This window comes from Lactobacillus sp. UMNPBX12 (assembly GCF_002553955.1).
GTDB lineage: Bacteria > Bacillota > Bacilli > Lactobacillales > Lactobacillaceae > Lactobacillus > Lactobacillus crispatus.
The window spans coordinates 1-17,025 of the sequence record NZ_PCYY01000016.1; the positions used below are offsets into that span (position 1 = coordinate 1).

General features: G+C 37.0%; 24 protein-coding genes. 4 read left to right on the forward strand and 20 right to left on the reverse strand.

Going from position 1 to position 17,025, the window contains the following annotated elements; genetic code table 11:
- Nucleotides 1-135 precede the first annotated feature (135 nt).
- Together CP363_RS07180 and pepC are read left to right on the forward strand one after the other, a co-directional pair.
- Nucleotides 136-435 carry a hypothetical protein gene (locus CP363_RS07180; protein ID WP_089142846.1) on the forward strand — a complete coding sequence of 100 codons (300 nt, stop codon included), beginning with the start codon at nt 136-138 and terminating at the stop codon, nt 433-435.
- 69 nt (nt 436-504) lie between these two features.
- Nucleotides 505-1,854, forward strand: a complete 1,350-nt coding sequence (gene pepC / locus CP363_RS07185; RefSeq protein WP_089150628.1) for an aminopeptidase C — start codon at nt 505-507, stop codon at nt 1,852-1,854.
- Nucleotides 1,855-1,915: 61 nt separating this feature from the next.
- On the opposite strand, the gene CP363_RS07190 is transcribed toward pepC, so the two are convergent.
- From CP363_RS07190 to CP363_RS07215, 6 genes are all read right to left on the reverse strand, one after another.
- Nucleotides 1,916-2,851, reverse strand: a complete 936-nt coding sequence (locus CP363_RS07190) for an AAA family ATPase (RefSeq protein WP_023488529.1) — start codon at nt 2,849-2,851, stop codon at nt 1,916-1,918.
- Between the two features lie 110 nt (nt 2,852-2,961).
- Nucleotides 2,962-3,642, reverse strand: coding sequence for a 2,3-diphosphoglycerate-dependent phosphoglycerate mutase (locus tag CP363_RS07195; protein ID WP_005724199.1), 681 nt, complete (start codon nt 3,640-3,642; stop codon nt 2,962-2,964).
- 11 nt (nt 3,643-3,653) lie between these two features.
- Nucleotides 3,654-3,836 (reverse strand): hypothetical protein, encoded by a 183-nt coding sequence (locus CP363_RS07200; protein ID WP_005720404.1) that lies wholly within the window; start codon nt 3,834-3,836, stop codon nt 3,654-3,656.
- 8 nt (nt 3,837-3,844) lie between these two features.
- Nucleotides 3,845-4,744 carry a cation diffusion facilitator family transporter gene (locus tag CP363_RS07205; RefSeq protein ID WP_057726694.1) on the reverse strand — a complete coding sequence of 300 codons (900 nt, stop codon included), beginning with the start codon at nt 4,742-4,744 and terminating at the stop codon, nt 3,845-3,847.
- Between the two features lie 60 nt (nt 4,745-4,804).
- Nucleotides 4,805-5,485, reverse strand: coding sequence for a histidine phosphatase family protein (locus tag CP363_RS07210; protein ID WP_061204433.1), 681 nt, complete (start codon nt 5,483-5,485; stop codon nt 4,805-4,807).
- Nucleotides 5,486-5,527: 42 nt separating this feature from the next.
- Nucleotides 5,528-6,286: a sulfite exporter TauE/SafE family protein gene (locus CP363_RS07215; RefSeq protein ID WP_098036058.1), complete on the reverse strand. Its 759-nt coding sequence runs from the start codon at nt 6,284-6,286 to the stop codon at nt 5,528-5,530.
- 73 nt (nt 6,287-6,359) lie between these two features.
- Here CP363_RS07215 and CP363_RS07220 point away from each other — a divergent pair, with 73 nt between their 5' ends.
- The gene (locus CP363_RS07220; RefSeq protein WP_098036059.1) at nt 6,360-7,019 is read left to right on the forward strand and encodes an HAD family hydrolase; all 660 of its coding nucleotides are present in this window, start codon (nt 6,360-6,362) and stop codon (nt 7,017-7,019) included.
- 36 nt (nt 7,020-7,055) lie between these two features.
- Nucleotides 7,056-7,640 (forward strand): DJ-1 family glyoxalase III, encoded by a 585-nt coding sequence (locus CP363_RS07225; protein ID WP_061204430.1) that lies wholly within the window; start codon nt 7,056-7,058, stop codon nt 7,638-7,640.
- A gap of 28 nt (nt 7,641-7,668) precedes the next feature.
- Here CP363_RS07225 and CP363_RS07230 read toward each other — a convergent pair whose 3' ends face one another.
- The 14 genes from CP363_RS07230 to infA form a co-directional block, all read right to left on the reverse strand.
- Complete coding sequence (locus tag CP363_RS07230; RefSeq protein ID WP_098036060.1) at nt 7,669-8,118, reverse strand: GNAT family N-acetyltransferase; 450 nt, start codon at nt 8,116-8,118, stop codon at nt 7,669-7,671.
- Between the two features lie 225 nt (nt 8,119-8,343).
- Entirely contained in the window at nt 8,344-9,822 is a 1,479-nt protein-coding gene (locus CP363_RS07235) for a hypothetical protein (RefSeq protein WP_233187149.1), read from the reverse strand.
- A gap of 251 nt (nt 9,823-10,073) precedes the next feature.
- The gene (gene rpsI, locus CP363_RS07240) at nt 10,074-10,469 is read right to left on the reverse strand and encodes a 30S ribosomal protein S9 (RefSeq protein WP_013085821.1); all 396 of its coding nucleotides are present in this window, start codon (nt 10,467-10,469) and stop codon (nt 10,074-10,076) included.
- An 11-nt stretch (nt 10,470-10,480) separates the two neighbouring features.
- Nucleotides 10,481-10,924, reverse strand: coding sequence for a 50S ribosomal protein L13 (gene rplM, locus CP363_RS07245; protein WP_005720369.1), 444 nt, complete (start codon nt 10,922-10,924; stop codon nt 10,481-10,483).
- 104 nt (nt 10,925-11,028) lie between these two features.
- Nucleotides 11,029-11,817 carry a tRNA pseudouridine(38-40) synthase TruA gene (gene truA, locus CP363_RS07250; protein ID WP_089142841.1) on the reverse strand — a complete coding sequence of 263 codons (789 nt, stop codon included), beginning with the start codon at nt 11,815-11,817 and terminating at the stop codon, nt 11,029-11,031.
- A gap of 4 nt (nt 11,818-11,821) precedes the next feature.
- Nucleotides 11,822-12,619, reverse strand: a complete 798-nt coding sequence (locus CP363_RS10815; protein WP_061204427.1) for an energy-coupling factor transporter transmembrane protein EcfT — start codon at nt 12,617-12,619, stop codon at nt 11,822-11,824.
- A 3-nt stretch (nt 12,620-12,622) separates the two neighbouring features.
- Nucleotides 12,623-13,468: an energy-coupling factor transporter ATPase gene (locus tag CP363_RS10820; RefSeq protein WP_065990080.1), complete on the reverse strand. Its 846-nt coding sequence runs from the start codon at nt 13,466-13,468 to the stop codon at nt 12,623-12,625.
- Nucleotides 13,444-14,295 (reverse strand): energy-coupling factor ABC transporter ATP-binding protein, encoded by an 852-nt coding sequence (locus tag CP363_RS07260; protein WP_098036061.1) that lies wholly within the window; start codon nt 14,293-14,295, stop codon nt 13,444-13,446. The genes CP363_RS10820 and CP363_RS07260 overlap by 25 nt, the downstream gene beginning before the upstream one ends.
- Before the next feature lie 184 nt (nt 14,296-14,479).
- Nucleotides 14,480-14,863 (reverse strand): 50S ribosomal protein L17, encoded by a 384-nt coding sequence (gene rplQ, locus CP363_RS07265; RefSeq protein ID WP_005721620.1) that lies wholly within the window; start codon nt 14,861-14,863, stop codon nt 14,480-14,482.
- 27 nt (nt 14,864-14,890) lie between these two features.
- On the reverse strand, nt 14,891-15,829 hold the full coding sequence (locus CP363_RS07270; RefSeq protein ID WP_005720363.1) for a DNA-directed RNA polymerase subunit alpha: 939 nt from the start codon (nt 15,827-15,829) through the stop codon (nt 14,891-14,893).
- Nucleotides 15,830-15,874: 45 nt separating this feature from the next.
- A complete protein-coding gene (gene rpsK, locus CP363_RS07275) occupies nt 15,875-16,264 on the reverse strand; it encodes a 30S ribosomal protein S11 (RefSeq protein ID WP_003625817.1) in 390 nt (129 codons plus the stop codon).
- A 24-nt stretch (nt 16,265-16,288) separates the two neighbouring features.
- Entirely contained in the window at nt 16,289-16,639 is a 351-nt protein-coding gene (gene rpsM / locus CP363_RS07280) for a 30S ribosomal protein S13 (RefSeq protein ID WP_005724162.1), read from the reverse strand.
- A gap of 20 nt (nt 16,640-16,659) precedes the next feature.
- Nucleotides 16,660-16,776: a 50S ribosomal protein L36 gene (rpmJ, locus tag CP363_RS07285; protein WP_005721621.1), complete on the reverse strand. Its 117-nt coding sequence runs from the start codon at nt 16,774-16,776 to the stop codon at nt 16,660-16,662.
- 16 nt (nt 16,777-16,792) lie between these two features.
- A complete protein-coding gene (gene infA / locus CP363_RS07290; protein ID WP_002878178.1) occupies nt 16,793-17,014 on the reverse strand; it encodes a translation initiation factor IF-1 in 222 nt (73 codons plus the stop codon).
- Nucleotides 17,015-17,025 lie beyond the last annotated feature (11 nt).

Consider the following 17,025-nt stretch of genomic DNA (forward strand, 5'->3'; position numbering starts at 1 on the left):
TCCCGAAAGGCATCCTAAATCTCACAGCCGTTTACACAAGAATTTATACTGAACCCAAAAGATTTGACAGTTTCTAGCTCTCTATTATTTATTACGCAAAAAAAATGAGATTATTTTTTTAAAAAGGAATTTTTTATGAATAAGCAAAATACGCACCAAATTTTCACTATAAAAAATGAAGAAGACATACTATTATCTAGCGTTACCTTAGATAAAATCGCTCGCAAAGACAGTAATGTCTGGATAATGAACCATTTTTTTATTAATCCACAATTTAATAGTCAGGATTTGCTTGAAAAACAAATGCAAAAAGTTTGGCAATTAGCTCAAGAAACTAACTCACCCATTTGGCCGCTTGATCCTATGATCATTGACTACTTCACCCAGCATCCTCAATTTCACAAAATTTGGTATCATCGTCCATTTAATCGATAAGATTATTAGACGACTCATTTTGAATAAGATAAAATTAATTTAAGTACTTATAAAGGAGGATTTTTTTTTATGGTAAAAGAAATCAACAATGATACTATTAATAAATTTGAACAAGACTTAGCTAACCACCCTGTTTTTGATGTGGCTAGTCACGCTGCTCAAGAAAACGGTATCTACAAAGCTAGTCAAAACTTACAAACTAAGATCGACCTAGATCCAACCTTCTCAATCGAAATTGATACAGGTAACCCTGCCGATCAAAAGCAGTCTGGTCGCTGCTGGATGTTCAGTGCTTTAAACACTATGCGTCACCCATTACAAAAGAAATTTAAGTTAAAGGACTTCGAATTATCTCAAAATTACACTAACTTCTGGGATAAATTTGAAAAGTCTAACTGGTTCTTTGAAAATGTGATCGCAACTGCTGATAAGGACTTGGGCGATCGTAAAGTTTCATTCTTATTTGCGACTCCTCAACAAGACGGCGGTCAATGGGACATGCTTTGCGGTATTATTGAAAAATATGGTATCGTTCCTAAGAGTGTTTATCCAGAAACTGCTAATGCTACTAATTCAAGTGCATTAAACGACACTTTAAATACTTTGCTTCGTAAAGATGGTCTTGAGTTACGTAAATTAGTTCAAGATGGCAAGTCAGAAGATGAAGTACAAGCTCGCAAGGAAGAAATGCTAAACGATGTCTTCCGTATTTTGGCTACTTCATTGGGTATTCCACCAAAGAAGTTCAACTTTGAATACCGCGATGATGACAAGAATTACCATATTGACAGGGACATTACCCCAAAGGATTTCTTTGACAAGTACGTTGGCATGGATTTAGCAAACCATATCTCAACTATCAATGCTCCAACTAACGACAAACCTTTCCACAAGGTATTCTCAGTTGAATACTTAGGTAATGTTGAAGGCGGTCGCCAAGTTCGCCACTTAAACCTTAAAGTTGATGAAATGAAGGACTTAATCATTAAACAATTGAAGAGTGGCGAAGTTGTTTGGTTCGGTTCAAACGTAGTTAAGGATTCTGAACGCCGTGCTGGACTTCTTGATACTAACCTTTACCGCCGTGATCAATTATTTGATGCTGACTTCACTATGTCTAAAGCCGACATGCTTGATTCTGGTGAAAGCATGATGGACCATGCCATGGTGATTACCGGTGTTGATATCGTTGATGGTAAGCCAACTAAATGGAAGATCGAAAACTCATGGGGTGAAAAACCTGGCTTTAAGGGTTACTTCGTAATGAGTGATTCTTGGTTTGATTCATTTGTTTACCAAGCAGTTATTAACAAGAAATTCTTACCAGAAGATCTTAAGAAGGCTTACGATGAAGGCAAAGATAACCCAATTCAATTATTGCCATGGGATCCAATGGGTGCTTTAGCTTTTAAATATTAAATGAATTAAACAGATAAAAAGAACTTATCCACTAAGATTGTGAATAAGTCCTTTTTTATTTTTACCAAATATGTAATAAGCGGGTTGGATCTAACTTACTTAAGTTGAACTGATGCACATGTTGCTTTTTATTTTCCGGAAATTCTTTCACAAAATCCGCTACATTATACAAACCAGTTGAATATGTCCAAACTCCCTTAACCTTTCTGATCGGATCCAACATCTCATTTCGAATTGGATAAGCTGAAATCAAAAAGTGCTTGTGATGAAACTTAAAGACAAAATATGGCAACTTGAACTGCTTAACTGCTTCATCTTCAGTTTTAGCAATTGAAACTACATTTCGATAAGTTCCATACTTTTCTGTAAACTTGTCATTAAATGAAAAATAAAAGTTCGAGATATGCACATGTGGAAAATCTTCTTCATCTACCATGTCAGGAACCGCAATCACATGAGCATAACGATCTAAATTTGTCTCACGCTGTGACAACGCATGATCCATCTGATTTGGCACAACTTTATGTGCCCAGTATGGTACTTCTGGATGTGCTTCATAAGAACGATACATTTGCTTAACCACTTCAGGCTTAACCCAATCGTAATGCATTCTAGTCTGATTACGCTTAAGCAAACTCTCTAAGGTAGTATGTTCCATCAGATCTACTACAAAGCATTCATAGTGATACTTGTCTACCCAAGGCTTAAAATGTTCAATCGCACTTGGAACGATATGCGTCCCATCCACAATAACAGTTTCGCCATATTCCATCTTGTGTTCTACAAGGTGATCCACCATTTGCTCAGTACGCACAGTTACGTGCCGCGGAATGACTTGGTGTAAAACATCCGCATCCTCTTGATAGTAAACTGTCAAATCCGCCAATAGTAGCCTAATTTGATCACGACTGATCGCATAAGGATTTAAGTGATGGCGAGCAATAAAAGAAGATTTACCGGAGCCAGGTGCACCTCGTAATAAAAATAATTTACGCATGCCTAATACTCCAAACTAAATATACTAGAAATCATAATAGATTTTACCATAGATATGTGTAAAACCTCATTTAGAGCATTAAAAAAATGCACTAAGGTGCATTTTTAACATTATTTACGTAAAATTTGTTTGTTAATAATCTTTAAGTGCTCATCCATAGTATAAACAATCGGTTCCGCATTAGGAACTTCCAGTTTTACGATGTCATGATCATTAATTTGCTCTAGCTTTTTTATCAAAGCACGCAAACTTGAACCGTGGGCTACGATCAGTTGGTCTTCACCATTCATCAATCGAGATGCGATATGATCATAATAATATGGCATGAGTCTTTTCTGAGTTTGATGTAAACTTTCTGCCCGTGGCATCAAATGCTGATCAAAATGCTTATAACGGCGATCAATCATTGGCGACCCCTGCTTAGGTGGAACTGAATCAAAACTACGTCGCCACAATAGAACTTGTTCCACACCAAATACTTTACGTGAAATGTCCTTATTAAGGCCCCTTAAAGCACCGTAGTGGCGTTCATTCAGCCGCCAGGTCTTAGTCATCGGTAGCCATAATAAATTGCAGACATCGGCTACTATATTTGCTGTCACAATTGCACGGGATAAGACTGAAGTATGAATGTGGGTGGGAGCAAAATCCGAAATGGTTTTAATCAATTCACCAGCTTTTTCTGCTTGTTCTTCACCTTTTTTAGTCAACGGAACATCGTTCCAGCCAGTATAAACATTGGCAGCATTTGCCACACTTTCGCCATGTCGAACTAATACTAATTTAGCCATTCTAAGATTCCTTACTTCATTAATACTCTAACGATCATAACAATTCCTGCGATCGTGAAGATAATTCCTAAAGCCATAAAGGCTCTAATGCCGCCTTTATTGGTAGGTTGCTTACGCCTATTAAAAGCATAGGACATGTCATAAATACCCATAATCAATACAATAATCGCTGTAAAAATATTAACATTAAACATTCTTTCACCTAATCTTCGTTAATACCGTGGCCTGGAACGATCATCTTGTCTTTTCTGCCACGCTCGCACTCTGCTTGTAAGGTAATATGATTAATACCTAACTCTTTTTGTAACTCCTGTCCAATATCTTGGTATAGCTGCTCTAATTCATCGGCTCTTAATCCTGGGGCTACATTAATATGCGCGTCCATCATAATAAAGTCATCGCTGTAGCGCCAAACATGGACATGATGGATATTTTGAACTATGGGGAACGATAAAACAATCTTGTTCACTTCATTCAAGTCGATATCAGGATTAGATTCCATCAAAACATTGGCTGCTTTCATTGTAATTTCATAAGCTTCATGCAAAACAAAGATTGAAACTAAAATAGTCAAAACTGGGTCAAGCCAAGTTACATTCCAGAAGTAAATGAAGATCGCACCAATTACAACCGCTACACTGGACAAGGCATCACTTAACATATGAATAAAAGTTGACCGTACATTCAAATTAGCCTTGGAATCGCTATGCATTGCTAGCATTGAAATAATATTGGCAGCCAGCCCAATAATCGAGACAATCAGCATAATGCCACCGTGAATATGTTCCGGCTTCCAGAAACGTTGAATTGCTTCAACAAACAAAACCACACTGATCACGATCAAGATAACGCCATTAGTAAAAGCGGCTAAAGTTTCAGCTCTTTCATAACCAAAGGTCTTAAACTGATTACGACTTTTGCGACTAATCAGGTGCGCCACAAAAGATAAAATAATTGCACCAACATCACTCAGATTATGAACTGCATCTGAAAGCAGTGCTAATGAACCTGAAAAAATACCACCTATAAATTCAGCAATAGTAATAACAACATTCAGTAGAGTTACGAAGACATAACGCTTAGTTGTATGATCTTTATTCATAAAATATTTTCCTTTCGTTATCAGTGTACCAAAAAAGGCCCTACTTCGGCAGTAGGACTTTTATAGCTCTTCAGCATCTACATTATAATCAACAATTTCAAATGAACCGTCATCGTGCAAAATTCCACGAGTAACGCTCCCATTATTTGGAAAAACAATATCGTTTTTGCCATTACTCTTATTCCAATATTTTATGGACAAAGTTTTAATAAAGTCACCATGGCTAACTAACAAAACTCTTTGTTCATCTTTAGTTAAATCGCGCAAAACGTCAATTGCCCGTACCATCCGCTCATCTAACTCATCCTGATTTTCCGCTAAATGACGCGGATCAGCCTTTTTTGTTGCTGCACGAAATTTGCGCAAGCCTACCTGATTGATGATCTTAGTTACATCATCTTCATGGCCAATTCCTGCGGCTAGTGCTACTTGCTCCCAAGTCTGGTTAATATCATCGCCTTCAAAAGTTCCAAAGAAGACCTCACGAAATTCAGGCAGCTTTTTAATTTTACCAATATCCGAGACCACATTAGCATCCTTCATCAAGTGAACGGTATCAATTGCTCTCTTCAAATCCGATGAATACATGTTATCAAAGTGAACTTGACTCAAGGCCTTAGCGGTTCTCTTTAGATCGTTAATCCCCTTCACGGTTAGAGGAGAATCGCACCAACCCTGAACTTTGTCCAATTGGTTAAACATTGTTTCACCATGACGTACCAAATAAACTTCTGTTGCCATCAACCTTAGCCCCCCTTTTCATTGCTTAATATTGTACCAAACTTATTGCAGGTATGCCGTATAAAAGAAGTAACCGGCTTGAATGAAGGCCAAGCTTGCAATGAAAATTCGAACTGGCTTTTCCGGTACTCGTCTTAAAATAGCTGGCCCAATATAACCACCAATAAACATCCCGATTGCCAAAGGAATCGCTTGAAGCCAATAAATATGCGAAGTAAACATAAAGATAATTAAGGCTACCAAATTGGCAAAACCACAAATCACATTTTTAATAGCGTTAATAACAATAAATCGATCATTAGTAATATAAGTTAAAAGTACTAGTACGATGACTCCACCAGCTGCACCAAAGTAACCCGTATACATCCCCATAATTAAAAGTGCAATAAAATAAATTATTTTAAGCCATGTTGGTTGCGCCTTAGTATTTAAACTATGGTGTTTACCAGAAACAATAATCATCAATCCTGAGAAAGCAATGAAGAATGGTACTGCTTTTTCAAAAATCTTTGGAGGAAAAGATAGAAGCAAAATACAACCCAAAATTGATCCCACAACTGTAAAAATGGTATAGAACCAAACTTGCTTCCAATGTCCTTTTAACTCCTTAGTCGAAGATACAGTTGAACCGATGCTAGTCCAAATTAGCGCCGCATCATTAGTTACATTAGCAAATACTGGTGGAATTCCTACTGCTAGCAAAACTGGGTATGATGCAAGTGATGCCATTGAGGCCACTGACGATAATAAGCCACCTGCAACACCACCTAATAATAATAAAATTACGGTCCAGATTTCCATTTTTTAATTCCTTTCCTAAAATTGTCTAGTTCATTATAATTCTAATAGGAACTAACACAAAGGAAGTTTATTCATGGCTACATTTGAAACCTTAATTTTCATTCCAGAAGGCAGTCTATTAAATGAAAAATTAGCAGAAAAAACTGCGCTGCGGCAAACTTTAAAACATTATGGATTAGACTGGGGACCAGCTGAGCGACTACGCTACACTAGCTTAGAAAAAGAATTTAAAAATTTATCTAGCGATGATCAAATCGATTTAGCTTTATCTACATTTTTAAAAGAAGATCTTTCTAAAACGCGAACTGTTTTTGATGATGCAATGAAGGATCAAACCATGTTAGTCAAGGGCGCCATCGACTTTATTGATGAAGTCAGTGGCAAGCTGCATTTGATTTTGTTTGCTAAAGAAAAGCGCACTCAAATCGAACCGCGCCTTGCACCTACAGAATTGCTTTCTTCATTTGACAATGCTTATTTCGCCGATGATTTTACGGACAAGCTGCCAAGCAAAAATATCTTCTTTAAGATTCTGAAAGACAATCCAGATATTGATCCAGACAGAGTTTTAATAATTGGAACTAATCTGGATGAAGAAATTCAAGGTGCAGAAAACGCCAATCTAAAATCATTATGGCTGGCACCTAAAAAAGACAAGATACCAATTTCACCTCATCCTACTCTTCATTTAAGCAAATTAGCAGATCTTTCATTTTACTTAGATCTAATGTAAGTAGATAATTAAAATAGTTATAGAAAGGATGATTTTATGACAAAAGTTGCTGTAGTATTTGCAGACGGTTGCGAAGAAGTCGAAGGTTTAAGCGTTGTTGACGTATTGCGTAGACTTAATGTTGAATGCGATATGGTAGGTTTAATAAGTAAAAAAGTAGATGGTGACCACCATATTGAAATCACTTGTGACAAGGTTGTAGATGACAGTTTATTAGATTATGATTTGGTTGCCTTTCCAGGAGGCATGACTGGTTCTGCTAACTTACGCGATAATGAAAAATTACGTGATCTGATGATTAAGCGTCATGAAGCTGGCAAGTGGGATGCCGCAATGTGTGCTGCTCCACGCGCTCTTGCTCGCTATGGTGTTTTGGCAGATGCGGACTTCACTTGTTATCCAGGCATTGAAGAAGAATGCTTAAAAGATGCCCCAAGTGCTCATTTTTCAGAGAAAATCACCGTTACTGATAAAGAGCATAAAGTTTTAACAAGCCGTGGTCCTGCTACCGCTTGGGCCTTTGCCTATGCAATTGCCGAAGCCTTAGGGGTCGACACTAGTGCCTTAAAGAAGGGTATGCTCTACAATTACCTAGCCGATAATATTCAAGATAGTTTGTAATAAAAAATGATTGGGTTTGATCGCCCAATCATTTTTCATATTTCATCAAATCTACTTCAACATGAAAGCTCTCATTGCCTGGCATCTTACCACTTTCGTGTTGAATAGTCTTAAAGCCTTTGGCTAAATATAATTTTTGTGCAGGATTTCCTTCTAGTACTTCTAAATAGAACGGTCTTCCTGCATTTTTTATTGCGAAATCGATTAATTGACTGCCAATTCCTTGATGCTGATATTCTGGTTTTACATATAGCCATCCTAACTCTTCATCATTGAAGGCTACAAAACCCACTGTAGTCTTATCTTTTTGAGCAACATATACTTGATAATCGTCAAATAGTCCCTCTTTTTGAGATGCAATTTTAAATGGGATAAATGCAGCGGTTAAATTAGCCACTGCAAGCTCCTGTTTTCTGGCTGGATCATGTATTTCACATAATGTCGAAAAGTCTGACTCTTGGTATTTTCTAATTTGCATGATTATTGTCCCACTCCTTTATTTGCCTGATTATTTCCTAATTTATCAAAAAATATCATTTTTCGTCAAATATTACCCAGGAAATAATTATTCTGCAAAAAGAAAAGGCACTCTATTGAATGCCTTTCCTAATGAAGAAAAATTTAAGTTATAGTTTGTTTGCAAGTTGATATTGCTTGAAAATGAATCTGTTTAGTGAAGATAGATTATCTAGAGATTTTATTATTAATTAGTTGTAAAGCTTCCTTTCACCGTTACTGCATAGGAACTTGTACCCTTTTGAACAGTTTTACCATTAGCAATAATTGTTACTTTGTTTCCTTGAGAATCGACGATCTCACCACCATCAGCTAAATTTAAATTTGTGACAGTTGAGTTACCTGTAACTATCCATTTTGAATTTGACCCAACGCTGATAGTCAATGGTGTCTTGCTCTTGGATGAACTTGTAGCATATTTATTAGCCACAATACTAGTTTTGCCAGTGTAAGTTGAATCATCTGTCAACTTCACATTAGCACTTGAAATGCTATCGACTACAATATTACCTTTTAGGGTTTGGTTTTTAGCTGTCAGAGTTACATGACCACCATTTTTACCCTTAGTACCCCAACCATTAGAATTATTACCGGCTACATTTAATAAATCTACTTTGCTATTATTAAAATTCAGTTTAGTATTTTCTAAAGTGATTTTGCCTGTAGTGTTAGTTACGTAAAACATTGCACCACTAGTAATCGCGGTTTTTAAAGTAGAGTCCTTAGCTTGGAAATCTGCACTCTTACTTGATGATGTTTCTGCATCCCCAGAAGTTGATTGATAAATAATCACACCATTCTTAATTGAATCAGAACCTGAAATTTTATTATTGGTCGATGTCAGATTGGAATTGACTAAATAAATCTTATTATAGCCTTCCATCCCAGCGATTTGGCTACCACTTGCAGTACCGGTCACATTATTAAAATTGATAGTACCTGTTGAATATGCTAGAGGTGATCCCGTACCTTTAGTAGTTACTTTAGCATTTTTAACTGTGACTGTACCACCACCACGATCAGTTGCAACTGCTGCCGAGTGATCACCTTTAGTTGAGATCTTTACCTTATTGGCATTGATCTTACCACCGTAAGTTGCATCTAAGCCTCTTGAATGGGCTTTTCCAGTAGTCTTAATCTTGGTGTTTGATACATTAACGGTACCTTTATTAGTAGCAAAGATACCATTAGCACCTGTTGCTTTAGAAGTTAAAGTAGCATTTTTAACTGTCGCAACCGCATTTTTACCGTCTGCCAATAAAATTGAGTCTAAACCATAGAAATTAGCACTATCATCATTTTTAGAATTGCTCGTTTTCTTCAGTTTAGTACCATCTAAACTCAATTTATCGTTCTTTTGTACAAGAGCTACATTTTGGTCAGTTTTGTTATTAGTAATTGTCTTCTTGCCAACCTTAGTAGTACCAGATTTTACATTAAGCGAAGCTTTTAAAGTCCCCTTATAATCATATGATTGAGTATTTGGACCACCCTTACCAGACTTACCATTAGGCTTTTGCCCCGATGGTTTAGTTTTTTTCTTATTTGTCGCTGCTTGTGCAGTATTATTTTCTATTTGATTAGATGACTGAATTCCTGTATTGATTAAAAAAGTAGTAAGCAATGTCGCTATTGTTAGTAGTTTAACTTTATTTTTATTCTTCATCTTGATAATTCCTTTCTTTGTTCGTCCTATCGATTGAGTAATAGAATACGCGAATAGTTTGAACAAAATATGGTTATCAAGTAAAAAACAATTTAAGAAAAAGTTGCTTAAAATGTAAATTGGTTAAGTTTTTTTAGAAGTTGTAGAATATATTATTTGTACTAGATGTTTATATGTGCATAGTAACCTCCACAAAAAAAGCATCGCTTTTCGCGATGCTTTTTCTTGTATATAAACGTAAAATCCAAAGATTAACGCTTTGAGAATTGTGAAGCTTTACGGGCTTTCTTCAAACCTGGCTTCTTTCTTTCCTTCATTCTTGGGTCACGGGTTAAGAAACCTGCCTTCTTAAGTGGACCACGGAAGTCTGGGTCTACTTCAAGAAGAGCACGAGCGATACCAAGACGGATAGCCCCAGCTTGACCTGAGAAACCACCACCGTTAACATTAACGTGAATGTCGTATTGACCTTCAGTTTCAGTTAATGTTAATGGTTGCTTCAAGTCCTTAACCAAGTTAGGGAATGGAATGTATTGATCAACATCTTTATCGTTAACAGTGATCTTACCGTTACCTGGTACTAAACGAACACGCGCAACTGAATTCTTGCGGCGACCAGTACCTGTGTATGCAGCTTGTTGTGCCATTGTATAACCTCCTAGATTAATTTGTTAATATCTAACTTTTCAGGCTTTTGTGCTTCGTGCTTGTGGTCTTCGCCAGCATAAACATGCATCTTCATGAATTCATGGTGACCAAGAGTGTTCTTTGGAAGCATACCCTTAACTGAGATTTCAACCATCTTAACTGGGTTATTAGCAAGCAATTCACCGTAAGATACGGCCTTCAAGCCGCCACGCCATGATGAGTGGTGGTAGTAGAACTTGTCTGAAGCCTTTTTACCAGTCAATCTAATCTTTGATGCGTTGATAACGATAACGTTATCACCAGTATCAACATTAGGTGTGTATTGAGGCTTGTTCTTACCTCTCAAAATAGTGGCAACAGCTGCAGAAAGACGACCAAGAGTTACGTCAGTTGCATCAATAATGTACCACTTACGTTCGATTTCACTAGATTTTGCTAATGGTGTAGTACGCAATTTAAATTCCTCCGTTTATTTGCAGTTTGAAAACAATAAGTTTCCGGGGCCTATCGTGGACAAACATACTATACTAGAGTACGTCCTTTTAGATAAAAAGTCAATTATAAATGCTGTTCTAAACGATATTTTTGTGGGATTTCATCGTAAAAAACATGATAAAGGTACAAACCACTCGCATGAGCAGTTTGTCTTACCTCTTGACGATCCTTGGCAGCAATTACTCGTTGCAAGTCATGAATTGGCCTACGATCATTACCAATTTCCAGTAGCGCCGCTACCATAATCCGTACCATATTATACAAAAAGCCTGAACCAATAAAATCAAAAATTACTTCATTTTCTTTTTCGTCTTTAGTAATGTTTACATAATAAATGGTCCGAACTTTATCTTCAATTTGACCACCGCTGGCCGCAAAACTGGTAAAATCGTGCTTACCCAATAAGTCCTGAGCTGCAACCTGCATTTTTTCAATATCTAATGGATACGGAAAATGACCAGTATAAAAACGCTTAAAAGGATTAACAAAATGATCTAAACTAACACGATAGCGATACCATTTTCCCTTAATCGAATAACGCGCATGAAAATTCTCATCAACAATTTGGCAATCATCAAAGATAATATCGGTTGGCATCATAGAATTCATTGCCAAAATCATTCGATTGGCTGGAATAGTTTTACCAGGATAATCAAAATGAATTACCTGTCCAACCGCATGTACACCGGCATCAGTTCTACCTGACCCCTGCACAATCACACGCTGCCCCTTAGTCATTTTCTTCAACGCATCTTCAATTGTCCCCTGAACAGTTCGCTGGTCTGGTTGAAGTTGAAAGCCATGAAAAAGATGACCATCATAAGCCATCGTCATTTTATATCTTGTTGTCATATTTCTAATATGTCCTAAAAGTTAATAGTAATCCGACTAACAGTACAAAATAAAATAATGCAATTAAATCATATTTTGACCAACTTAAAACGCGATATTTAGTTCGTCCTTCACTACTACGATAACCACGTGATTCCATTGCTGTAGATAAATCAATTGCCGTTTCTAAAGACTGAATAAACAACGGAACCAAAATGGGCGTAATTGCCTTAGCACGTTGAATTAAACCACCGTCATTGAAGTCCGCTCCACGTGATCTTTGCGCATTCATAATTTTAAAAGTTTCATCAAACAAAGTCGGTACAAAACGAAGCGCAATTGAAATTACTAACGCAATTTTATCCACCGGCACTTTAAACAACTTAAGCGGCTTAAGCAGCCATTCCATCGCATCAGCAATTTCAAGTGGCATTGTAGTAACTGTCATTACTGTTGAAATTAAAATAATTAATGTAAAACGAATAAAAATATAGATTGCATTAATCAAACCGTAGCTAGATAATGAAAAAATCCACCAATGCCAATAAATATGACCACCAGTCATAAAAAACAATTGCAAAAGCGACGTAAAGAAAATTAAACCAATCAAAGGCTTAACGCCATCCCAAAATACTTTTGCATTTAATCCTGTAGCAACTACAGCTAAGAAGCAAAAAATGGTCACAATCGCATAAGTTATTGAATTATTAGCTAAAAAGATAGCCAATATAAATAATATGGTAACTAATAATTTACTCCGAGGATCCATTTTATAAATAAGAGAATCTCCCGGAATATAACGTCCTACAATTATCTTACTCATAAACTACCCTCGCAAATTTTTCTTAATTTCATTAACAAGCTGATCCAGTGTTAACGGTTTATCTTTAAAGTTAAAGTTCGTCAAATCTGAGGCAAAAAGACTAGCCGTTGGTTCACTCAAATAGTGCTTTTCTAGCCAGTTTTTATTAGTAAAAATCGCCTTAGGCGCATCATGTCTAATTAATTTACCATGTTCCATCACTAAAACATCATCTGCATATTCGGCCACATCATCCATATTATGCGTAACCAAGATTACAGTATGACCTGCTTTTTGATAATCAACAAATAATTTCATCATTTCTTTACGAGACTTAGGATCTAACCCCGCTGCTGGCTCATCTAAGCATAAAATTTCTGGTTCATCAGCCATTACCCCAGCAATTGCAACACGCCGCATTTGTCCTCCAGATAACTCAAATGGCGACTTATTTGCTAGCGATTCATCCAATCCTACTCGCTTCAACCATTTCAAAGCTTTACTTTTAGCTTCATCATCGGTTGCTCCAAAATTTTTAGGACCAAATTCAATGTCTTCAAGCACAGTATTTTCAAAAAGCTGTGCTTCAGGAAACTGAAAAACCAAACTAACCCGCTTGCGTAACTTTTTCAAATTCTTATTTCCTGTTTGAGCAGTAATATGATAACCAGCAATATCAATTGTTCCTGAACTCGGCTTCAGTAATGCATTAAAATGCTGCATCAAAGTCGACTTACCACTACCGGTATGACCTACCAATGCAACAAAACTATTTTCAGTTAATTCAAATGAAACATTATCTAATCCTTTTTTCTCCATTGAAGTTCCGGGAGAATAGATATAATTTACTTTTTCAAATTTAATTGACATAGATATTGTTTCAACTCATCTTTCGTTTTTATATTTTTAGGTACAGAAATTCCCACTTCATTTAATTTATTTATTAATTTTTGTACAAATGGAATGTCTAGCCCTATTTCTTGCAACATTTCAGTTTTACCAAAAATTTCCGTTGGAGTTCCTTGAGCTAAAATCTTGCCATCATTTAAGACGATCACATCATCAGCCATATTAGCCTCATCAATGTCATGTGTAATCGAAATAACTGTCAAATTCTTCTCTTTCTTTAAATGCTTAATAATTTTTAGCACCTGCTCTCTCCCCTTAGGATCAAGCATCGAAGTTGATTCATCTAAAATAATAATTTTCGGTTCTACGGCAAGAATACCTGCAATTGCTACTCTTTGCTTTTGTCCACCAGAAAGATTAGCTGGCTCTGCATCTATATAATCCAGCATTCCAACGTCTGCTAAAACTTTTCTGACTATTTTTACCATTTGCTCCCGAGGAACAGCTCTATTCTCAAGCCCAAAAGCAACATCATCGCCAACAGTAGCTCCAACAAACTGATTATCTGGATTCTGAAATACAATACCGACTTTTTCCCTAACATCCCAGACTGTCTTTTGATTTAACGTCATTCCTAAAACAGTGATTCTAGAATTATTAGCAGAATCAGGCAAAAGTAACCCATTAATTAATTTAGAAATTGTGGACTTACCGCTACCGTTGTGACCTATCAAAGATGTCCAGGAACCTCTTTTTATTTTAAAACTAATCTGATCAAGAATCGCTTTTTTAGTATCGGGATAGGTAAATGAGACATCCTTAAATTCAACAGCACTATCTACTGGCATTTTTCCACTTCCTTTCTTAAATCGCTTATTAGCAATTGTAACAGAAAAAAAGAGCAAAAAAAATCACCCATGAAGAGGGATGATTTTTATCATCTAAGCTAGACTAAGCTTGCGCCATCATCTTTACGCTTATTCTCACTTTCATGGATAATTCTTAATACGTATTAAGTTGTGTTACTCTAAATTAAACTAATTCAAGAATAACCATTGGAGCAGCGTCACCCTTACGAGGAACGGCTAACTTCAAAATTCTGGTGTAACCACCATTACGGTCCTTGTAACGAGGTGCTACATCACTGAAAAGCTTTTGCAATGCTGACTTAACAACAACTGCATCTTTTTCTTCGTGAACATCTGCAACTTCGTCACGTACAAATGCAGCAGCCTTTCTTCTAGCTGCTAAATCGCCGCGCTTACCTAAAGTGATCATCTTTTCGGCAGTCTTACGAACTTCTTTAGCACGAGTTTCAGTAGTAACAATGCGTTCGTTCATGATTAATTGAGTAGTCATTTCTCTAAGCATTGCTTTTCTGTGAGCACTATCGCGACCTAATTTACGGTATGCCATGGATTTGCCTCCTTTATTCACCTAAGCTTAGTCTTCTTGACGAAGTGAAAGACCTAAGTCGGTTAATTTATTTTTAACTTCTTCCAATGATTTACGTCCTAAGTTACGTACACGCATCATATCTGATTCTGTCTTGTCAGTTAACTCTTGAAGAGTATTAATGCCAGCACGCTTCAGGCAGTTATATGAACGAACAGAAAGGTCAAGCTCTTCGATAGTCATCTCAAGCTTCTTTTCCTTCTTATCGTCTTCCTTTTCCACCATTACTTCGCTGAATTTAGCATTTGCATCTGCTGATTCAAATACCTTAAAGTGTTCAACTAAAATTTTAGCAGCAAAACTAAGGGCGTCATTAGGCTTGATTGAACCGTCAGTCCAAATCTCAAAAGTGAGCTTATCAAAGTCATCTCTCTTACCAACACGAGTTGATTCAACTTGGTAGTTAACCTTCTTAATTGGTGAGAATAAAGAGTCAACTGGGATAACTCCGATTGGCATGTCATCACTCTTATTGTCACTTGCAGCAACATAACCTCTACCATTCTTTACGGCAAGTTCCATATGCAAGTGTCCACCTTCAGCAATGGTACAAATATATTGATCCGGATTCAAGACTTGAACGTCTGCATCAACTTTAAGATCATCAGCAGTTACTGTGGCTGGACCTTCAATGTCCAATTCAATAACCTTTTGTTCATCTGAAAGAGACTTTAATTCAAGTTTCTTCAAGTTCAAGATGATCTTGGTTACATCTTCTCTGACGCCAGGAACTGTTGAGAACTCGTGTAAAACGCCATCAATTTGCACATAAACAAGTCCAGTACCTGGAATAGAAGTAAGTAATACTCTTCTTAAAGAATTACCTAAAGTAGTACCAAAGCCTCGCTCAAGTGGTTCAACAACAAACTTACCGTAAGAATCTTCTTGTTCAACAACGGTAATATTTGGTTTTTCAAATTCAATCATTACTGGGCCCCTTTCAAAACGTTACGTCCTATATCAAGGACAAAATTAAACACGACGACGTTTTGGTGGTCTGGAACCATTGTGAGGAACTGGCGTAACGTCACGAATTGCAGTAATTTCAAGACCAGTTGCTTGAAGTGATCTAATAGCAGATTCACGACCAGCACCAGGACCTTTAACTGAAACTTCTACATGTTTCATGCCTTGGTCCATTGCACTCTTAGCTGCTGCTTCAGCTGCCATTTGAGCTGCAAATGGAGTAGACTTACGACTACCCTTAAAGCCCAATGCACCAGCTGAAGACCAAGCAACTGCATTACCTTGAACGTCAGTAATCATGACTAAAGTATTATTAAACGTTGAGTGAATGTGTGCTACACCGCTTTCAACATGCTTCTTCACACGACGCTTACGTGCTGTTTTCTTTGCAGGCATCAATAAACCTCCTTATAAATAAAATTAACGATTTCTCTTAGTACCCTTACGAGTACGAGCATTGTTCTTGGTATTTTGGCCACGAACTGGAAGTCCACGGCGGTGACGAATACCACGGTAAGAACCAATATCAACTAAACGCTTAATGTTCATGCTTACTTCACGACGTAAGTCACCTTCAACACGGTACTTGTCAACTTCAGCACGAAGCTTTTCTTGATCTTCTGGAGTTAAATCCTTTGAACGAATATCTTCAGATACTCCAGCATCAGCACAAATTTTCTTGGCAGTTGCTTCACCGATACCGTAAATGTAAGTTAAAGCGATAACGATTCTTTTATCTCTTGGTAAGTCAACACCAGCAATACGAGCCATAAACTACACCCCCTCTATTTCTAACCTTGACGTTGCTTGTGCTTTGGATTTGCTGAGCAAATTACCATCACACGGCCATGTCTCTTGATAACTTTACAATGTTCACACATTGGTTTAACAGATGGTCTAACCTTCATGTTTCCCTCCGTTATATTACTTTATAAACCGATACGTAATTCTACCTTTAGTTAAATCATATGGAGATAATTCCACAGTCACACGGTCTCCCGGCAAAATACGAATGTAGTGCATCCTAATTTTACCAGAAACGTGTGCTAAAATTGTGGCTCCATTTTCCAATTCAACTTTAAACATAGCATTAGGTAAGGTATCAACTACCTTACCTTCTACTTCAATGACATCATCTTTTGCCAAAGTTGTTCCTC

Bases quoted from the DNA above. Each gene is read 5' to 3' on its own strand.
- CP363_RS10820 (WP_065990080.1), bottom strand. From the start codon at position 13,468: ATGTCAATTAAATTTGAAAAAGTAAATTATATCTATTCTCCCGGAACT.
- rpsM (WP_005724162.1), bottom strand. From the start codon at position 16,639: ATGGCTCGTATTGCTGGTGTTGACTTACCAAGAGATAAAAGAATCGTT.
- rpsK (WP_003625817.1), bottom strand. From the start codon at position 16,264: ATGCCTGCAAAGAAAACAGCACGTAAGCGTCGTGTGAAGAAGCATGTT.
- CP363_RS07220 (WP_098036059.1), top strand. From the start codon at position 6,360: ATGGCTACATTTGAAACCTTAATTTTCATTCCAGAAGGCAGTCTATTA.
- CP363_RS07235 (WP_233187149.1), bottom strand. From the start codon at position 9,822: ATGAAGAATAAAAATAAAGTTAAACTACTAACAATAGCGACATTGCTT.
- rplQ (WP_005721620.1), bottom strand. From the start codon at position 14,863: ATGGCATACCGTAAATTAGGTCGCGATAGTGCTCACAGAAAAGCAATG.
- CP363_RS07230 (WP_098036060.1), bottom strand. From the start codon at position 8,118: ATGCAAATTAGAAAATACCAAGAGTCAGACTTTTCGACATTATGTGAA.
- CP363_RS07190 (WP_023488529.1), bottom strand. From the start codon at position 2,851: ATGCGTAAATTATTTTTATTACGAGGTGCACCTGGCTCCGGTAAATCT.
- truA (WP_089142841.1), bottom strand. From the start codon at position 11,817: ATGACAACAAGATATAAAATGACGATGGCTTATGATGGTCATCTTTTT.
- CP363_RS07195 (WP_005724199.1), bottom strand. From the start codon at position 3,642: ATGGCTAAATTAGTATTAGTTCGACATGGCGAAAGTGTGGCAAATGCT.
- pepC (WP_089150628.1), top strand. From the start codon at position 505: ATGGTAAAAGAAATCAACAATGATACTATTAATAAATTTGAACAAGAC.
- CP363_RS07205 (WP_057726694.1), bottom strand. From the start codon at position 4,744: ATGAATAAAGATCATACAACTAAGCGTTATGTCTTCGTAACTCTACTG.
- rpsI (WP_013085821.1), bottom strand. From the start codon at position 10,469: ATGGCACAACAAGCTGCATACACAGGTACTGGTCGCCGCAAGAATTCA.
- CP363_RS10815 (WP_061204427.1), bottom strand. From the start codon at position 12,619: ATGAGTAAGATAATTGTAGGACGTTATATTCCGGGAGATTCTCTTATT.
- rpmJ (WP_005721621.1), bottom strand. From the start codon at position 16,776: ATGAAGGTTAGACCATCTGTTAAACCAATGTGTGAACATTGTAAAGTT.
- CP363_RS07260 (WP_098036061.1), bottom strand. From the start codon at position 14,295: ATGCCAGTAGATAGTGCTGTTGAATTTAAGGATGTCTCATTTACCTAT.
- CP363_RS07225 (WP_061204430.1), top strand. From the start codon at position 7,056: ATGACAAAAGTTGCTGTAGTATTTGCAGACGGTTGCGAAGAAGTCGAA.
- CP363_RS07180 (WP_089142846.1), top strand. From the start codon at position 136: ATGAATAAGCAAAATACGCACCAAATTTTCACTATAAAAAATGAAGAA.
- CP363_RS07270 (WP_005720363.1), bottom strand. From the start codon at position 15,829: ATGATTGAATTTGAAAAACCAAATATTACCGTTGTTGAACAAGAAGAT.
- CP363_RS07210 (WP_061204433.1), bottom strand. From the start codon at position 5,485: ATGGCAACAGAAGTTTATTTGGTACGTCATGGTGAAACAATGTTTAAC.
- CP363_RS07215 (WP_098036058.1), bottom strand. From the start codon at position 6,286: ATGGAAATCTGGACCGTAATTTTATTATTATTAGGTGGTGTTGCAGGT.
- CP363_RS07200 (WP_005720404.1), bottom strand. From the start codon at position 3,836: ATGTTTAATGTTAATATTTTTACAGCGATTATTGTATTGATTATGGGT.